This window comes from Caballeronia arvi (genome assembly GCF_001544695.2).
GTDB classification, from domain to species: Bacteria; Pseudomonadota; Gammaproteobacteria; order Burkholderiales; family Burkholderiaceae; genus Caballeronia; species Caballeronia arvi.
Map to the genome: position 1 here is coordinate 24,549 of NZ_FCOM02000026.1, position 16,296 is coordinate 40,844.

At 60.4% G+C, this 16,296-nt stretch carries 16 protein-coding genes; 10 read left to right on the forward strand and 6 right to left on the reverse strand.

Going from position 1 to position 16,296, the window contains the following annotated elements; all coding sequences use genetic code 11:
* Complete coding sequence (locus tag AWB74_RS24880) at nucleotides 1-645, reverse strand: DsbA family oxidoreductase (RefSeq protein ID WP_061149366.1); 645 nt, start codon at nucleotides 643-645, stop codon at nucleotides 1-3.
* A 123-nt stretch (nucleotides 646-768) separates the two neighbouring features.
* Between AWB74_RS24880 and AWB74_RS24885 the strand changes: the two genes are divergently transcribed.
* Nucleotides 769-1,386 (forward strand): dihydrofolate reductase family protein, encoded by a 618-nt coding sequence (locus tag AWB74_RS24885; protein WP_061149367.1) that lies wholly within the window; start codon nucleotides 769-771, stop codon nucleotides 1,384-1,386.
* A 15-nt stretch (nucleotides 1,387-1,401) separates the two neighbouring features.
* On the opposite strand, the gene AWB74_RS24890 is transcribed toward AWB74_RS24885, so the two are convergent.
* Nucleotides 1,402-1,908: a winged helix-turn-helix transcriptional regulator gene (locus AWB74_RS24890; RefSeq protein ID WP_061149368.1), complete on the reverse strand. Its 507-nt coding sequence runs from the start codon at nucleotides 1,906-1,908 to the stop codon at nucleotides 1,402-1,404.
* Between the two features lie 193 nt (nucleotides 1,909-2,101).
* Here AWB74_RS24890 and AWB74_RS24895 point away from each other — a divergent pair, with 193 nt between their 5' ends.
* Nucleotides 2,102-3,283 (forward strand): MFS transporter, encoded by a 1,182-nt coding sequence (locus AWB74_RS24895; protein WP_061149369.1) that lies wholly within the window; start codon nucleotides 2,102-2,104, stop codon nucleotides 3,281-3,283.
* Nucleotides 3,284-3,340: 57 nt separating this feature from the next.
* Nucleotides 3,341-3,601: a DUF1272 domain-containing protein gene (locus AWB74_RS24900; protein ID WP_061149370.1), complete on the forward strand. Its 261-nt coding sequence runs from the start codon at nucleotides 3,341-3,343 to the stop codon at nucleotides 3,599-3,601.
* 9 nt (nucleotides 3,602-3,610) lie between these two features.
* Here AWB74_RS24900 and AWB74_RS24905 read toward each other — a convergent pair whose 3' ends face one another.
* Nucleotides 3,611-4,015 (reverse strand): hypothetical protein, encoded by a 405-nt coding sequence (locus AWB74_RS24905; RefSeq protein WP_061149371.1) that lies wholly within the window; start codon nucleotides 4,013-4,015, stop codon nucleotides 3,611-3,613.
* A gap of 339 nt (nucleotides 4,016-4,354) precedes the next feature.
* Here AWB74_RS24905 and AWB74_RS24910 point away from each other — a divergent pair, with 339 nt between their 5' ends.
* Both AWB74_RS24910 and AWB74_RS24915 read left to right on the forward strand, forming a co-directional pair.
* On the forward strand, nucleotides 4,355-6,850 hold the full coding sequence (locus AWB74_RS24910) for a glycogen/starch/alpha-glucan phosphorylase (RefSeq protein WP_061149372.1): 2,496 nt from the start codon (nucleotides 4,355-4,357) through the stop codon (nucleotides 6,848-6,850).
* Between the two features lie 46 nt (nucleotides 6,851-6,896).
* A complete protein-coding gene (locus AWB74_RS24915) occupies nucleotides 6,897-7,199 on the forward strand; it encodes a DUF4148 domain-containing protein (RefSeq protein ID WP_061149373.1) in 303 nt (100 codons plus the stop codon).
* Nucleotides 7,200-7,327: 128 nt separating this feature from the next.
* Here the strand turns inward: AWB74_RS24915 and AWB74_RS24920 are convergent, their stop codons facing one another.
* The gene (locus tag AWB74_RS24920; RefSeq protein ID WP_061149374.1) at nucleotides 7,328-8,053 is read right to left on the reverse strand and encodes a haloacid dehalogenase type II; all 726 of its coding nucleotides are present in this window, start codon (nucleotides 8,051-8,053) and stop codon (nucleotides 7,328-7,330) included.
* A 150-nt stretch (nucleotides 8,054-8,203) separates the two neighbouring features.
* Between AWB74_RS24920 and AWB74_RS24925 the strand changes: the two genes are divergently transcribed.
* From AWB74_RS24925 to AWB74_RS24935, 3 genes are read left to right on the forward strand one after another with little or no spacing between them, the layout of a single operon-like run.
* On the forward strand, nucleotides 8,204-9,247 hold the full coding sequence (locus tag AWB74_RS24925) for a Dyp-type peroxidase (RefSeq protein WP_061149375.1): 1,044 nt from the start codon (nucleotides 8,204-8,206) through the stop codon (nucleotides 9,245-9,247).
* Nucleotides 9,240-10,043 (forward strand): family 1 encapsulin nanocompartment shell protein, encoded by an 804-nt coding sequence (locus AWB74_RS24930; protein ID WP_061149376.1) that lies wholly within the window; start codon nucleotides 9,240-9,242, stop codon nucleotides 10,041-10,043. The genes AWB74_RS24925 and AWB74_RS24930 overlap by 8 nt, the downstream gene beginning before the upstream one ends.
* Before the next feature lie 37 nt (nucleotides 10,044-10,080).
* Nucleotides 10,081-10,461, forward strand: coding sequence for a TraR/DksA family transcriptional regulator (locus AWB74_RS24935; RefSeq protein ID WP_061149377.1), 381 nt, complete (start codon nucleotides 10,081-10,083; stop codon nucleotides 10,459-10,461).
* 151 nt (nucleotides 10,462-10,612) lie between these two features.
* Here AWB74_RS24935 and AWB74_RS48665 read toward each other — a convergent pair whose 3' ends face one another.
* On the reverse strand, nucleotides 10,613-11,497 hold the full coding sequence (locus tag AWB74_RS48665; protein ID WP_143749307.1) for a lysozyme inhibitor LprI family protein: 885 nt from the start codon (nucleotides 11,495-11,497) through the stop codon (nucleotides 10,613-10,615).
* Complete coding sequence (locus AWB74_RS24945) at nucleotides 11,454-13,862, reverse strand: glycoside hydrolase family protein (protein WP_061149379.1); 2,409 nt, start codon at nucleotides 13,860-13,862, stop codon at nucleotides 11,454-11,456. The genes AWB74_RS48665 and AWB74_RS24945 overlap by 44 nt, the downstream gene beginning before the upstream one ends.
* A 602-nt stretch (nucleotides 13,863-14,464) precedes the next feature.
* Here AWB74_RS24945 and yghU point away from each other — a divergent pair.
* Together yghU and AWB74_RS24955 are read left to right on the forward strand one after the other, a co-directional pair.
* Nucleotides 14,465-15,340, forward strand: a complete 876-nt coding sequence (gene yghU / locus AWB74_RS24950; RefSeq protein ID WP_061149381.1) for a glutathione-dependent disulfide-bond oxidoreductase — start codon at nucleotides 14,465-14,467, stop codon at nucleotides 15,338-15,340.
* Nucleotides 15,341-15,346: 6 nt separating this feature from the next.
* Nucleotides 15,347-16,243, forward strand: coding sequence for a LysR family transcriptional regulator (locus tag AWB74_RS24955; protein WP_061149382.1), 897 nt, complete (start codon nucleotides 15,347-15,349; stop codon nucleotides 16,241-16,243).
* The last annotated feature ends 53 nt before the right edge of the window (nucleotides 16,244-16,296 follow it).

Genomic DNA, 16,296 nt, shown 5'->3' on the forward strand with positions numbered 1-16,296 from the left:
TCAGGCCGTCTCTTCGATGATCTTCCGTATCGCCTCTTCGAATGCTTCGTGAGGCTGGCCGCCGCTCACCAGATACTTCTGGTCGAAGATGATCGCGGGCACGGACTGGATGCCGAGCTGCTGAACCTCGCGCTCTTCCGAGCGGACTTCGTCGGCGTACAGGCCGCTTTGCAGCACGTCGCGCGCGCGGTCGCCGTCGAGTCCGGCGCTTTTTGCCGCTTCGATCAGGACATCGGCATGGCTCACGTCCTTGCCTTCGCCGTGATAGGCGCGCAAAAGCGCGAGCTTGAGCGGCAACTGCCTGCCTTCGATGCGCGCCCAGTGCAGCAGCCGATGCGCGTCAAACGTGTTATAGACCCGGTTGCGTTCGCCGAACGTGAAGCCTTCACGCGCGCCGCGCTCGCGAATGGTGGCCTGCGCTTCGCTGATCTGCTCGGGCGTGCGGCCGTATTTGCGCCCGAGATAATCGACGATGCGCTCGCCTTCCGGCTGCATGTCCGGATTCAGTTCGAACGGATGCAGCGTGATTTGTGCGTCGACGGCATCGCCGAGGCGCTCCAGGGCGCGTTGCAGGGAAGCGAGGCCCACGGCGCACCACGGGCAGGCGATGTCGGAAACGAAGTCGATTTGAAGAGCGCGAGACATGAGATTGCCGAAGAGTCGAAACGAAGCCGACAGCGTAGCGCCATTCCTTCCGGCCTGCAGTATTCGGCCGTGTCGATTTTCGTGCCAGTCGATCGTCGTAGTTGAACCGACCCGGAGAACACCATGCGCAAGCTCATCGTTTCAGCTTTCATCAGTCTGGATGGCGTCATTCAGGCTCCCGGCGGACCCGACGAAGATCGCAGCGGCGACTTCGGTCTCGGCGGGTGGATCGTTCCCTATGCGGACGAAGCCATCGCGCAGCACGTACAGGATTTGCTCGCGCAGCCGTTCGAATTGCTGCTCGGACGTCGCACCTACGACATCTTCGCGTCGTACTGGCCGCACGTGCCGGCCGATTCCGGCAGCAGCGCGATCGCCGAACCGTTCAACCGCGTAGCCAAGCACGTCGCGACGCATCGGCCCGATGACCTCGGCTGGCACAACAGTCATGCGCTCGAGGGTAATCTTGCCGACGCGATACGCGCGCTGAAACAGCGGGACGGCGCGAATCTGGTGACGTTCGGAAGCGGCGAGCTGGTGCGCCAACTGCTCGCGGCGGGCCTCGTGGATGACCTTCGCCTCCTGATTTACCCGGTCCTGCTCGGACGCGGCAAGCGCTTGTTCGGCGACGACGCCCTCGCGTCCGCCTTTACGCTCGAACGCTCGATCGATACGCCCGGCGGCGTGCTGATCACGCGCTACGTGCGCGACGGCGATGTACGCACGGGAAAATTCGAATGAGCCCGGTCGGCACGTTCAGTCCTCGCCCAGCACGCGCCGGTTACGGTTTTCGATGACGGCGCGCGTCGTCGATGTAGCGCCGGGGCCCGGCGCAAACCGCACGTCACGAAATGACAGCGCCTTGCCCGTCTTGCCTCGAACCGACATGGCTTTGACAGGCTGTCCGCTGGCGTCATCGACGAGCGTGACCGGCGGCTTTCCCTTCGTCGCCAGCCAGCGATCGCCCCATTGCATGAGCGCGACCAGCACCGGATAAAGCTCATCGCCCTTTTCGGTGAGCCGGTAGCCGCAGGTATTCGCCCTTTCCTCGAGCGGATAACGCTCCAGAATATCGAGCTCGATGAGCCGCTCCAGCCGCGCCGTCAGCACGTTCCGGGCGATGCCCAACTGACTCTGGAATTCGTCGAAGCGCGTCGTGCCTTGCGTGCACTCGCGCACGATCAATAGCGTCCACCACTCGCCGACTTCATCGAGCGCGCGGGCGATCGAGCAGTTCATTCCATCGAAGCGTTTTCTATACATGGCGATATTCCGGCGCAAAGTTTCCTGAAGCGATTCCAGGCCTACCGTACTTCTATACCACAGGTTTCGTCACGCAACTTTCTCATTTTCCGGCGAAGTGCTACTCGATCTTGATAGTAGCGTCACGCAACTCCGATATCTATAGTTTCGTCACGCTACTTATAAAAGCTTCATTCTTTCAAGGGAAATCACTATGGATCGCCGTCTAGTGACACTCGCTCTCGGCATGTTTGCGCTGGGAACCGACAGTTTCGTCTTCGGTGGCATTCTGCCTTCGATCGCCGCGCACTTTCATGTCAGCATCGGCGCGGCGGGGCAACTGATCACCGTTTATGCGCTCACTTTCGCGCTGCTCGCGCCGACCATCGCGGCGCTCGCTGCCGGCGTCGCACGCAAGCGCCTGCTGCTCGGCGGCATGGGGCTGTTCATCGTTGCGAATATCGGCACGATTCTTTCGCCGAATCTCGGTATCGCGCTCGCGACCCGCGCGCTGGCCGGCGTCGGCGCGGCGATGTTCTCGCCCACCGCGAGCGGCACCGGCACGATGCTGGTGCCGCCGGAACGCCGCGGCTTCGCCTTGTCGGTGATCGTCGCGGGACTGACCACGGCGACCGCGCTCGGCACGCCGCTCGGCGCGGTCATCGGCGGCATCGCGGACTGGCGCTGGACGCTGGCCTTCGTCGCCGCGCTCGGCGTGGCCGGATTCGCGGGCGTGTGGGCGCTGCTTCCCGATGTGCCGCTGCCGCCGGCCATCTCGCTCATCAAGCGTTTCGCGCCGCTCGGCGATTCGCGCGTCGGCCTGATACTGACGACGACCGTGCTCGCGCAGATCGGCACCTTCATCATCTACAACTACGTCGCGGTCGTCTTCGATCGCGCCACTGGCGGCAGCCCGGCCGTGCTCGGCGTGCTGCTCGTGCTGTGGGGCCTCGCCGGAACGTTCTCGAACCTGCTCGCCGGACGCGTGCTCGACCGGATCGGCTCGCGCAAGGTCGTGTTCGTCATGCTGATCGCCGTGGCGAGCGTCATCGTCACGATGCCGTGGACCACGATGCATCTGTGGACCGCCGCCATCGCCATCTTCATCTGGGGCGCCTGTGCATGGGGCGTGCTCGTGCCGCAGCAATACCGGCTGGTGAGCCTGAATCCGTCGATGGCCGCCGTGCTCGTCGGCCTCAACACGTCGGCGACTTATGTCGGCGTATCGATTGCGGGCGCGGTCGGCGCGGCTGCGATTCCCGTCATCGGCAGCCATAGCCTCGGCTATCTGGCGAGCGGGATCGTCGCGCTCGCGCTCGTGGTTTCCGAAATCGCGCAATGGCGGGTCGATGCGGTGGAAAACGGCAAGCCGGCGAAAGCTGCCGCGACGGTTTGATATTCTGGCGCAGCATATCCCTGCGCAATCATCGACCTCGACTTCAAGGAGAAGGCCATGCTGCAACTTCGTCCCGGATGCGAATGCTGCGACAAAGACCTGCCGCCCGATTCCACCGATGCGCTCATCTGCTCGTTCGAATGCACGTTCTGCCGCGATTGCGCGGACCGGGTGCTGAAGGGAATCTGCCCGAACTGCGGCGGCGAACTGGTGGCGCGTCCGCGACGCCCCGCAGCGAAGCTCGCGAAGTTTCCGGCATCGACCGAACGCGTGTTCAACGCTGCGTGCCAGCAAGGGGCGGCGACGCAGGCCGATTGACTATCGGATTCAAGACGGTTGAATGCTTGCGGCTCCTTGCGTCAGCCGGCGATTCGTCGTGACCGTCGTCGCGATGAAGCCGCTCATGATCCGCAGCAATTGCAGATCGAGATCGGTGAAGTGCGGCCTTCGGCGCGGTCCGGAAACCTGCACGAAGGCGACCGCCTCGCCGTTCAGCGAAAGGACCGAAAACATCCTGTCGCGAGCCACGGTGTATTCGACGATCGCGCCATCCGATGACGGATGAATCTCTCCGAAGGCCGCGACGGGCGCGCAAGGCAGATTCTCATCGTCGACGGGAGCGTGCACGGTGCATCGCTGCGCGCCGAGCACCGCGGCCAGGATCGAACCGAGTTCTTCCGGCGCGCACGTCGCAAGGTCTTGTGCTTCATATTGGCGGTCTGAACATTTCATGGCCCTGCTCCCGACGCATCGTGAATGACGTCAGCTTGCACGGACATTCTTAGGATCGAGTGAGCGTCCGACGCGGACGTGGTTCGCTTTCTGACATGGATCAATACGCGCGCCAGCCCGTCCGTCTGCTCCAGCGTCTCAGGCGGGAATTCGGCGTTTCCTTGCCAATTCCCCGCCGCCCGCACTACAACATTCCCAAGACGTACCGGAAACCTGGTCAGACCACCGTTCTGTCAACTGCCCGACACACAACGGGACCATCGTTGTGAGCCGCGCCGCCGCAGGCGAGAAAGCGCGGTTCGACATCATCGGCACACTTACGACGACGAGGGAGAACTCATGGACGACATGCATACCCTGCGGGCACCGGCCGGCGCGGAACCCGCGCGCAGCGGACTTGGCGTCGCGGCGCTGCAACGCGACATCGTCGATAACCTGATCTGCCTGCAAGGCCGGTATCCGGAAATCGCAACCCCGCACGACTGGTTCATGGCGCTCGCCTACGCGGTCCGCGACCGCATGATGACGCGCCGCGTCGCCACGACGTATGCGTACGTCGCGCGCGGCGCGAAGGTCGCCTGTTATCTGTCGGCCGAATTCCTGATCGGCCCGCAGCTCGGCAACAACCTCATCAATCTCGGCATCGAAAGCAATGCGCGCGACGCGTTGCAGGCGCTCGGCATCGAGCTCGACACGCTGCTCGCGATCGAAGAGGAGCCCGGCCTCGGCAACGGCGGCCTCGGACGGCTCGCGGCCTGCTATCTCGACTCGCTGTCCACGCTGGAGATTCCGGCGATCGGCTACGGTATCCGCTACGAGTTCGGTATCTTCGATCAGGAAATCCGCGACGGCTGGCAGGTCGAAATCACCGATAAATGGCTGCAAAAGGGCAATCCGTGGGAAATCCTGCGCCCGGACGTCGCGTTCTACGTGAATTTCGGCGGGCGCACGGAAAGCTCGACCGACGCGCAGGGCCACTATCGCGTGCGATGGATTCCGGGGTACACGGTCAAGGGCGTGGCCTGCGATACGCCGATGCCCGGGTTTCGCGTCAACATGTGCAACACCTTGCGGTTGTGGAAGAGCGAAGCCGTCGAATCGTTCGATCTGCAGGACTTCAACGCCGGCGACTACTACGAAGCGGTGCACGAAAAGGTGCGATCCGAAACGCTGTCGAAGGTGCTGTATCCGAACGACGAGCCGGAAGCCGGCAAGCGCCTGAGGCTTGCACAGCAATATTTCTTCGTCTCGTGCTCGCTGCAGGACATGCTGCGGCTGCTCAAGCTCAAGGGCGAACCGGTCGCGCGCCTCGCGGACATGTTCTCCGCGCAGCTCAACGACACGCATCCGTCGATCGCGGTCGCCGAGCTGATGCGCCTGCTCGTCGACGAGCGGCAAATGGAGTGGGACGAAGCATGGGACATCACGCAGCGCACGCTCGCCTACACGAATCACACGCTGTTGCCCGAAGCGCTCGAAACATGGGGACTGCCGCTGTTCCGTGAGTTGCTGCCGCGCCTCCTGGAAATCATCTACGAGATCAATCGCCGCTTCCTCGATGAAGTGCGCCAGCGCTTTCCCGGCGATGACGCGCGCATCGCGCGCATGTCGCTCATCGACGAGAACGGTGCGAAGCGCGTGCGTATGGCGCATCTCGCGACGGTCGGCGCGCACGCGGTCAACGGCGTGGCCGCGCTGCATTCGAAGCTCCTTGAAGAGACGGTGCTGCACGATTTCGCCGAACTCTGGCCTACACGCTTCCGTAACGTGACCAACGGCGTCACGCCGCGCCGCTTTCTGATGCTCAGCAATCCGGCGCTTGCCACGCTGCTCGACGACACCATCGGTCAAAGCTGGCGGACCGATCTGACGAAGCTGCGCGAACTCGGCGCACATGCCGACGACGCCGCGTTTCAGGACCGCTGGCGCGCCGTCAAGCAGCAGAACAAGCAGACGCTTGCGGCGCGCATCCAGAGCGCGACCGGCATCGTCGTCGATCCGAATGCGTTGTTCGATATCCAGGTCAAGCGCATCCACGAGTACAAGCGCCAGCATCTGAATGCGCTCTACATCGTGACGCTCTATCTGCGCCTGCGACGCGATCCGCAACTCGCGATGACACCGCGCTGCTTCGTGTTCGGCGGCAAGGCCGCGCCAGGCTATGCGATGGCGAAGCTCATCATTCGACTCATCAACGGCATCGCCGAAGTCGTCAACGACGACCCTGCGGTGAACGGGCGGCTGAAGGTCGTGTTCTATCCGGACTTCAACGTGAAGAACGCGCAGTTCATCTATCCGGCCGCCGATCTTTCGGAGCAGATTTCGACGGCCGGCAAGGAAGCGTCGGGCACCGGCAACATGAAGTTCATGATGAACGGCGCGCTGACCATCGGCACGCTGGATGGCGCGAACGTCGAAATCCGCGAGGAAGTCGGCGACGAGAATTTCTTTCTGTTCGGGCTGACCGAGAGCGAAGTGGAAAGCGTGCGGCGCGCGGGTTATCGGCCGGGCGAGTATGTGAGTGGCAACGACGAGCTGCGTGAAGCGCTGGAGCTGATCGCGAGCGGCCACTTCTCGCGCGGCGATGCGACGATGTTCCGTCCGCTCGTCGACAGCCTGCTGTATCACGACCCGTTTCTCGTGCTCGCCGATTACGCGTCGTACGTCGCGCGCCAGCAGGACGTCAGCGATGCGTGGCAGGACACGCGCCGCTGGACGCGGATGTCGATCGCGAACACCGCGTATGCGGGCAAGTTCTCGTCGGATCGGGCCATCGCCGAGTATTGCGAGCACATCTGGAAGATTCGTCCGGTGAAGATCACACTGGAACGATGAGGTCGGGTGCGCGCCGGGCTTCTGATTCGCCGAAAGGAGGCTGAACATGAAGAATACACTCAAGCCTTTGCCGATGATCTCCGCGCTGGCAATCTCGCTGCTGGCCGGCTGCGCGGCGGGTGGCATGCAGCAAAACGCGACACATCTGAGCGCCGCGCAATGCCGCGATCTCACCGCGCTCAGAAACCAAGCGCCGATGACACGCGAGCGCAATCTGAGCGAACTGGCGGCGCTGGAGAAGGCGGGATACGACCCGTCGAGGTTCTACGATCCTTACTATCCGGAGGATCTGCACGCGGCACAGCGTCTTGTCGATCAGTGGTATCGGACCGACTGCCAGCCGGGATGAATCGATTTATTGTTCGGATATCGAAGTATTTCGAGCTCGCCATTCGGTGGCGCGACGCGCCATAGACAGTTAGTTGCATAGCAAACCAGGACAACATGCACCCTATCGCGCCGCGATGATCCGAAGCGTTACTTTCCGCTCAGCGCCTCCTGATGCGCCTTCGCGAAGTCCGCCATGCTGTCGAAGCGAAAATCGATCTTCGGTTGCGAGCCCGGGTCCATCGTCGCGCCGAAGCCGGTCTGCGAATGACGACGATAAATCCAGCACGACGCAAGACCGAATTCATTGGCGGGCTTGTGATCGTGGAAGAGGCTTTCGGCCGTATGCAGAATCGCCTCTTTGCGGATGCCGCGTTCGCCCAGCTTTTCCAGCATGTATTCGAAGTTGCGCGGCGAAGGCTTGTACGATCCGATGTCTTCCGCCGTCATGATCGCGTCGAATTCGACCCGTAGCTTCGCGTTGCTATAGGTAAAGCTCTCGTTGTCGACGTTCGACAGAATCACGAGCTTGTAGTGCTGCTTCAGATAGCGCAGCGCGTCGGCCGAATCTGCAAACGCCGGCCAGTCGCGAATGGAACGTCCATATGCGATGCACTCGTCGTGCGTATATGAAACGCCCCACTCTTCGGCCAGACGCTTGTACACGATAGCCAGCAACGCCTGATAGCGCTTGCCCGGCGTGTATCTTTGCTGCGACGACTCGTGACGCGCATGAGCTTCCAGAACCTGATCGCGCGTCAACGCGGGCTTCACGCGATGCAGCAACGCGCGCAGCCCATCGAAAATCCCCGTTTCCCAGTCGATCAACGTGCCGTAGCAGTCGAATGTCAGCGTGTCGAAGTCCGTCAGTTTCACAGTCGCTCCCGTCAGTCCATATCGATGAAAAAGAATCACGGCGATAACCGTGCGTTTTCGAGTATTGATACATTGAGTTGGTGTATCGTCGCTTCACCGCTTCAGGTTATCGATTCGATCAACCGTATCACGTCATCGAACTCTCTTCAGATGCCCGACACCTTACCCGAACCACAAGCCGTCTGTAACCCGATCTCCCGCAGCGCGATCTTTCTAGTCGCCACCGTCGCGCGCGGCGAAGATAAAGCCGATATCGTGCGTTCATGGTGCGGCGATATCGCGGCGCTGGTCCGCGCGGTCGGCACGCGCGCGCCGACGGCGAACCTCTCCTGCGTATGCGGCTTCGGCTCGGACGCGTGGGACCTGCTGTTCGGCGCGCCGCGTCCGTCTTCCTTGCATCCGTTTCGCGAATTCGGCTCGGGCGATCGGCACGCGATCGCGACGCCGGGCGATATCCTCATGCATATCCGCGCGGATCACATGGATCTGTGCTTCGAGCTCGCGTCGCACATGCTCGACAAGCTCGGCGATGCGGTCACGGTCGTCGACGAAGTACACGGCTTTCGCTATTTCGATCTGCGCGACATGGTCGGTTTCGTCGACGGCACCGAAAACCCGACGGGCAAGCGCGCCGCGACTTACACGATCATCGGCGACGAAGATGCGGAGTTCAGTGGCGGCAGCTATGTGATCGTGCAGAAGTATTTGCATAACCTCGCTGCATGGAACGGCCTGACGGTCGAGCAGCAGGAACTCATCATCGGCCGCGAAAAGCTATCCGATGTCGAGCTCGACGATTCGATCAAGCCTTCGTGTTCGCATAGCTCGCTCACGACGATCGAAGAGAACGGCGAAGAAGTGAAGATCCTGCGGCACAACATGGCATTCGGCCGTCCGGGCGCGAAGGAGTTCGGCACGTATTTCATCGGCTATGCGCGCACGCCGAAGCCGATCGAGCAGATGCTCGAGAACATGTTCGTCGGAAGACCGCCTGGCAATTACGACCGCCTGCTCGATTACAGCCGCGCGGTGACGGGCGGCCTCTTCTTCGTGCCATCCAGTGACCTGCTCGACGCGCTCCCCGATCGAAAGCCGCAAACCGCGTCATCATCCGTCGATCAAAGCAGCAAAGACGATAGCCGCGAAGGAACATTGAACATTGGCTCACTCAAAGGAACGTCACAAGATGAATAACCTGCATCGAGAGCTCGCACCGATATCGGGCGCCGCGTGGGCGCAGATCGAAGCGGAAGTCGCGCGCACCTTCAAGCGTGCTGTCGCGGGGCGCCGCGTCGTCGACGTGAAGAATCCCGGCGGCGTCGCGCTGTCCGGTATCGGCACGGGCCATCAGACGAACATCGCATCGCCGAAGAAAGGTGTATCGGCGAAGCTGTATGACGTGAAGCAGCTCGTGCAACTGACGGTGCCGTTCACGCTGCAACGCGAGGCTATCGACAGCGTGGAGCGCGGTTCGAACGACGGCGACTGGCAGCCCGCCAAGGCCGCCGCGAACGAGCTCGCTCTCGCCGAAGACAGCGCGATCTTCGATGGCTTCGCGGCGGCCGGCATCGTCGGTATCAGGGAGGGCAGTTCGAACGACGCGACGTATCTGCCCGCGGACGTCGCGGACTATCCCACCGCCATCAGCCAGGCGCTCGAGAAGCTGAGGCTCGCCGGCGTGGAGGGCCCCTACTCCGTGCTGCTCGGGGCGGATGCCTACACCGCGCTCGCCGAAGCAAGCGATCAGGGTTATCCGGTCATTCAGCACATCAAGCGCATCGTGAGCGGCGATCTCGTATGGGCGCCCGCGCTCGCAGGCGGCTGCGTGCTCTCGACGCGCGGCGGCGATTACGAGTTGCATATCGGACAGGATTTATCGATCGGTTATACGAGTCATACCGATACGGCCGTGCAGCTCTACCTGCGCGAAACGCTCACGTTCCTGATGCTGACGAGCGAGGCTTCCGTTTCCATCGCAGCGGGGGAATAGACGAGTCGGCGAACATTACTTTTCACGGAGCACGATCATGGCTAGTTCAGAAAGCGGGTTGAGCGACGAGTTCATCGCGAAGCAGCGCGAACGCCTTCTCACGTTGAAGCGCGAACTGCTCGGCATCGAGGAAGGCACGATTGCGCGCGAGCGCGGCTTGCAGGAAGAGCGCGGGTCCGAAGCGCACGAGTATGAGGACGACGCGCAGCGCATGGAGCAGGACATCGCGAATCAGGCGTTGCGCGACGTGAACGATCATCGCATCGGCGATATCGACCGGGCGTTGCAGAAGATCGCGGAAGGCACGTATGGGCTCTCCGATGAAAGCGGTGCACTCATACCGAAAGCGCGTCTCGAAGCCATGCCGGAAGCGGTTTTTACGGTGGAAGAGCAGAGCAGGCGTGAAGCGCGGGGGTGATGTGGCGTCGGTTGTCCGCTCCGTGACACTTCGACACCCGGTCGAATCGACGTGTCCATCTCCACCGTCACGCCCCTGGAATCGTTAAGAGTCAGCAGTTCGAACCCTAGGTGCAACGCCCGCGGCCATCCAAGGGAGATCGCCGCGGGCGTTATGTCTGGATTTTGCTGACAATGACTTCCAGACGATTTCTCATAGATTTGATCAAGCATTCTCGACTGGTCAGACATCTATTCCTTAGTTTGAGCCATGCTCCTTGATCAGCGACTACCCCGGCAGTCTCATGATCCGTGACCTTAGCTTGCTTCAGTAGCTGTACATAGGCTGTTGAAACGCTTTGATCGAATGCAGAAAGTTCATATGACGAACATATCGTTCGCTCCGCAGCACTCGACGCCTTTACACACGAGAACGATGGATTTGGCTTAGCTCCCTCTACCACTCTGTGCAACGTGAGCACGGTTTCCCCGAACCATCGAAGCGCTATTTGATCGGTTCCGAGCTTCGCAATCCAAACGCCGCGGATTGGATCGACTCCCAATTCATTGTGCCAAGGAGTTGTGCCACAACGAACTTCGAAAATTGAACGTGACTTCCCGTCGCCTGGGGCAATCCGATAGTCACTTGCTGTCGGTTGTACGGGAGGATAACCATAACCACCCATACTTGTTTGAATCGTCCCGCCCAAGTCGAAGTTAATTGGATGGAAGGTTGGAACAGCGCAAACGTCGAACTCGGGTGTGTTATTTCGAATAACTGCATCATCGAATGAAAAGATTCGTCCTACAAGACGAGGATCATTCCAGATATAGTGTCCGATAGATGTCGCAGCAGAATTCGTATGAGCTTCGCTGACTTGCCATACACCTTTGACCATACCGACGTCATCCGATGCACTGGTCGTATGCGAAAGGACGAAGAGCATTGACAGAGCGATGCTCTGTGGCCACCGAAGCAGAAGAGATCGTGTTCTCATATTCTTGTACTTATGATTAGCGAGCCGGAAGAGTTCGCCCGTTGAACTCATATCTATCATGTAGAAACAAATTGACTTCGTCCGTGCGACGATTTGTCAATCCTCTCATTACTACACCGCCGGATGTATTTCCTTCCCTGACCTTGTTCATAGCGTCATCAATCCTTCCATCGTTCACGAATTTAGAGACGCTTCCCCAGCGACCGGCCGGATTATAAGCAAAGCTGACGAGCGCATCGAACTCATTCTGTCTGAGCGGGACATTGATCGAATTACGTACCGTGGCCTCATACCTTCCAACCGTGTTCGTAAGCAGCTGTACTTGCTGGTCGTCGGTCAAGTTCAGCAGATCATGATTGTCCGAAGCGAAGCGACTCGCCTGACTACTTGATAAGCCCGCTGCCTTGGATATCTCATTAGCCGTGTTTTGATCGATCCCAAGGAACATCATGTCTGACGCGACTTCGGTGGCCGACCGCGCCTTCATGTCATATCCAGCCCCAAGTGTTACTCCACTTGCACCTCCAGGCCAGTGAAGACGATTCGTAACTCCGGCCATGGCCTCGTGTGAGAAAATGAACCAAAGGCCAGCCATCGAAATTGCATTAGCAGCCTGAACTGCAAAATTCCCTACCAGCCCGATCGGATGAATATGAAAAACATCCGCCGATGGAAACCCCGCTATCGCTTCCCTCACCTGTTCCCACCAGACCAGTTTCTCAATGCGCTTGTGCTCCTCTGCATATTGCGGCTTCGGACCCTCGAACTGTTCAATCTCGGTAAGGAGTTTCTTCCACTTCTGAGGATTCGCCCATTCGCTCTCATGCTTCACAATCAAGCGCGATCCGGTTTGCATCAACCACGGATAGCCATCCGTGGTTGCCTCGGACCCTCGACACATCTGGTCCGCCGCCGAGTGACCGTCTCCCTCGGGGAACAATGCGCGATAGACCTTCTTCATCAGCGGACTCAACTTCGTTTCCGATTTCATATCGGGAACGTCTGCGTGGCGCGAGTAGTCCACCCATTCCCTCGTCGTCGGGAAAATCGTGTGCGTAGGATCATGCTCGTCAGCGATGCACGAAAAATCCACCCACTTTTGCGCAAATTCCCGCGTCACCCGCCCGCCCGCGAAATTCTCCTCGCGCACCCAACCGCCAATCGGCTGATGCCTCGCATCTGCGCTAGCTACCTTCCACCAGTTCACCTTTCGCCCACTGCGATCGGCGGTGGTCTCCGCGTGCTGATTGTTTCTGTCCCGCGCCAACTCGGCAAGTGGCCAGCACCGTACGACTCCCGTCTTAGGCGCGTCGGCTCCTTCTCTCTCCGCGGCTTGATACAGTTTCACGCCCTTGTCGACGCGCAGCAGTGTTGGTTCGGCCGACAGTCCGAGTGGCGCCCAATCGTCTTTGCCATGGGCGGCAATCCATTCGCGACCCTTATCAATGAATGTCTTGATGCTGTCGTCGCAAAACACCTCGATGTGTGCCATACGCGTCGGTGATGCACCTGAATTCAACGGATCATAGCGCCCGAGATGCCCGATGAGTTCACCTGCTTTAACGGGAAGGCCCTGTATGTTCGCATCACCAGCATTCCCCGACACAGACGCGATAACCGCTACGTGATCGAATACATCATCCGACATGACTTCTTGGACGACCGGGCCACCGTGTTCGTTGCCCAAAAAGATCCAGCCACCCACTGCGGTGCTCGGCGTGACATCACCCACCTGTGGTGCGTATAGTCGCGCTCCATGTGTATCCTTGACCTTGCCCCAGTTGCCTCTCTTCTCACCGATGCTGACTTGCGTCCCTTGAGGCAATATCGCGAGCACGTGACCTCTACGCCCCTTCGGTGCGCTGGCACGGACATTGAGGCCTCGTTGACCGGCCTCCGGCGCCTGCCCATTGCGCCCAGCCCTGGGTTTGTCCTGCGCATGTTCGGTCACTTTACGCGTCACCGGCCAATAAGCCGGTTTGAGTCTGGACGTATCGCGTTCGTAGTCCTCGTAAGCCTGCAAATGCATGTACAGGCTATAGAACGTGAGTGTCGAGCCCTTCGAAAATTCCATCGTGTGACGCACTAGCGCGAAGCCCGTACTGTAGGATAGTTGCACTGGGGCGCCGCCATTCGTAGCGGGAAGTTCGCTGACCGGATAGGCCCTGTTGATGCGATAAGCGATGATATGACCATCTGCAATGCATCTCACGCCCTGTTCAAGATCGAGCCTAGTCCCTATTCCTGCTTCGGTGATATGAATTCCGCCATGCCACATCCCGTGGTTGCTGACCAGATAGTTGCCTGAGGGTTCATGTCCCGCGAGAAGCTTATAGATCTGGTGCTCGTCGGTGAATCTGATCGGAGCGTTGGACTTACCTTGTCCTTTCTTGAGAAACGGAAAAGCGAACGACAACTGCTTCACCTTCGCGTCCGCTGGCGTGGATCGCGGTGCGTTTGACGTAGATCGGGCGCCTGACGCGCCTTGTGGCGCTGCTGCAGGCTGTACAGGTGTCGGAGATGTTGCCATGTCTGTTTGCTTTTATTCGGAAAGATCATGCCCATTGACCCCGTACCCAAACATTCAAACTCGCTGTCTGATACGGCGTCCACTCCCGCGATTCGCGGCTTAAGTGCGTTGATTTTGACCCAAATGTTTCCCACCAGGCATTGCAACTTAATCGCAGTCCGAATAATTGGGATTCGTCCTAAGACCTGGGCTTTCTCACTGGCCAGGGAAACTTTCTGTGCAGCGGCGCTCTGAAAGTTCATCAGGAGGAGTCCAGCCATTGTTGATACGCAGCTTGCAGAACGCTCGGGGTGGTGCATCAGCGCTGCTTGGGGGATGATGTGCGCGTGCGAGGTTGCCGAGGGAGCGTCCTCGGACCACTAGGTTCCCAAGCCATGTCTGCCGACATCGCTGACTGCGTTGTCAACATCATCGATATGGACAAAGCCCCTTCAAGCACGTTTCCCCTCGACCTGCTACCCTCGCTCGAATCGATCAAGCAACGAGGAGCGTGACGCATGAGCGCATCACCCGAATACGTGCCGCCCACCGTCTGGACCTGGAGCAAGGAAAGCGGCGGGCGCTTCGCCAACATCAATCGACCGGTCTCCGGACCGACGCACGAGAAAGCGCTGCCGGTCGGTCGTCATCCGCTGCAACTCTATTCGCTCGCGACGCCGAACGGCGTGAAAGTCACCGTGATGCTCGAAGAACTCCTCGCGCTCGGCCATCGCGGGGCTGAGTACGATGCGTGGCTCATTCGCATCGGCGATGGCGAGCAGTTCGGCAGCGGCTTCGTCGAGGCCAATCCAAATTCGAAGATTCCCGCGCTGGTGGATCGCAGTGGCGCGACACCCGTGCGTGTTTTCGAATCGGGCGCGATCCTGCTTTATCTCGCGGAGAAGTTCGACGCGTTCGTCCCGAAGGACCCCGCGAAACGCGCGGAATGCCTGTCATGGCTCTTCTGGCAAATGGGCAGCGCGCCTTATCTCGGTGGCGGCTTCGGCCACTTCTACGCGTATGCGCCGAGCAAGATGGAATATCCGATCGACCGCTTCGCGATGGAAGTGAAGCGTCAGCTCGACGTGCTCGACAAGCGCCTCGCGGACAGCGCCTATATCGCCGGCTACGAATACACCATCGCCGACATGGCGATCTTTCCGTGGTACGGCGGTCTCGTGAACGGCTGGCTGTACGACGCGGCCGGCTTTCTCTCCGTGCATGAATATCGTCACGTGCGGCGCTGGGCCGAGACCATCGGCGCACGTCCCGCCGTGCAGCGCGGCCGCATGGTCAATCGTACTTTCGGCGAGCCGTCGAACCAGTTGCACGAGCGTCATGACGCGTCCGACTTCGATACGCGCACGCAGGACAAGCTGTCCGCCGACAAGTAGCGCTTCATGGAACTGCGTCATCTTCGCTACTTCATCGCGGTTGCGGAGTTGCGCAGCGTGCGCGCCGCATCTGAACATCTGCACGTCACGCAGCCGGCCATTTCGCGGCAGATTCAGGATCTCGAAGAGGCTATCGGCGCTACGCTGTTCGAACGCACGCCGCGCGGCCTGAAGCTGACGCCTGCGGGCATCGCGTATCTGAGCGAAGCGCGCGATATCCTCGCGCGCGTCGATGCGGCAAACCGGCTCGCGCATCGGATCGCGTCGGGCGTGCAAGGGCGCTTGCGTGTCGGGTTCGTCGAGAACGCATCGTGGAGCGGACTCGTATCGTCGGCGTTGAGCGCGTTTCAACATTCCGCGAGCGATGTCGCGCTCGAATTGCAGCCAATGAACACGCCCGAGCAACTCGATGCCATCGCCGCCGAGCGTCTCGATGGCGGCTTTTGTTATCGCTTCGGCGCGTTGCCCGATGGCTTCGCAAGCGTGCCTCTTCTCGAGCAGACCGTCGTGCTCGCCGTGCCCGAGCAATGCGCGCTCGGGAAAAACGGTGCGGTCAGCGCGAGCGAGTTGTCCGGCCTGCCCTTCATCGCGTTTCCGCGGCACGTGTATGCCGCGTATTACGACCGCCTCATTTCCGCCTGCGCCGAACGCGGCCTCACGCTCGATATCCGTCAGGAAGCGTCCACCGAGACGGCAATTCTTTCGCTCGTCGCGGCGGGCGTCGGCGCGGCGCTCATCAATGCGGCCAATCGCGAACGACCGCCCGCGCGCGTGCGCTTCGTGGATATCGATGATCTTTCCGTGCGCCTGCCGCTGGAATTCTGCTATCTCGCGCAGCACGGCAATGCGACGCTGCAACGCTTCATCGATCTGCTCACAGCGCACGGCAATGTAAAGCCGTGATGCCTGCAAGGCATCGCCCGCCGTAGAAAACGGCATTGGCCATGCGCTTTTTC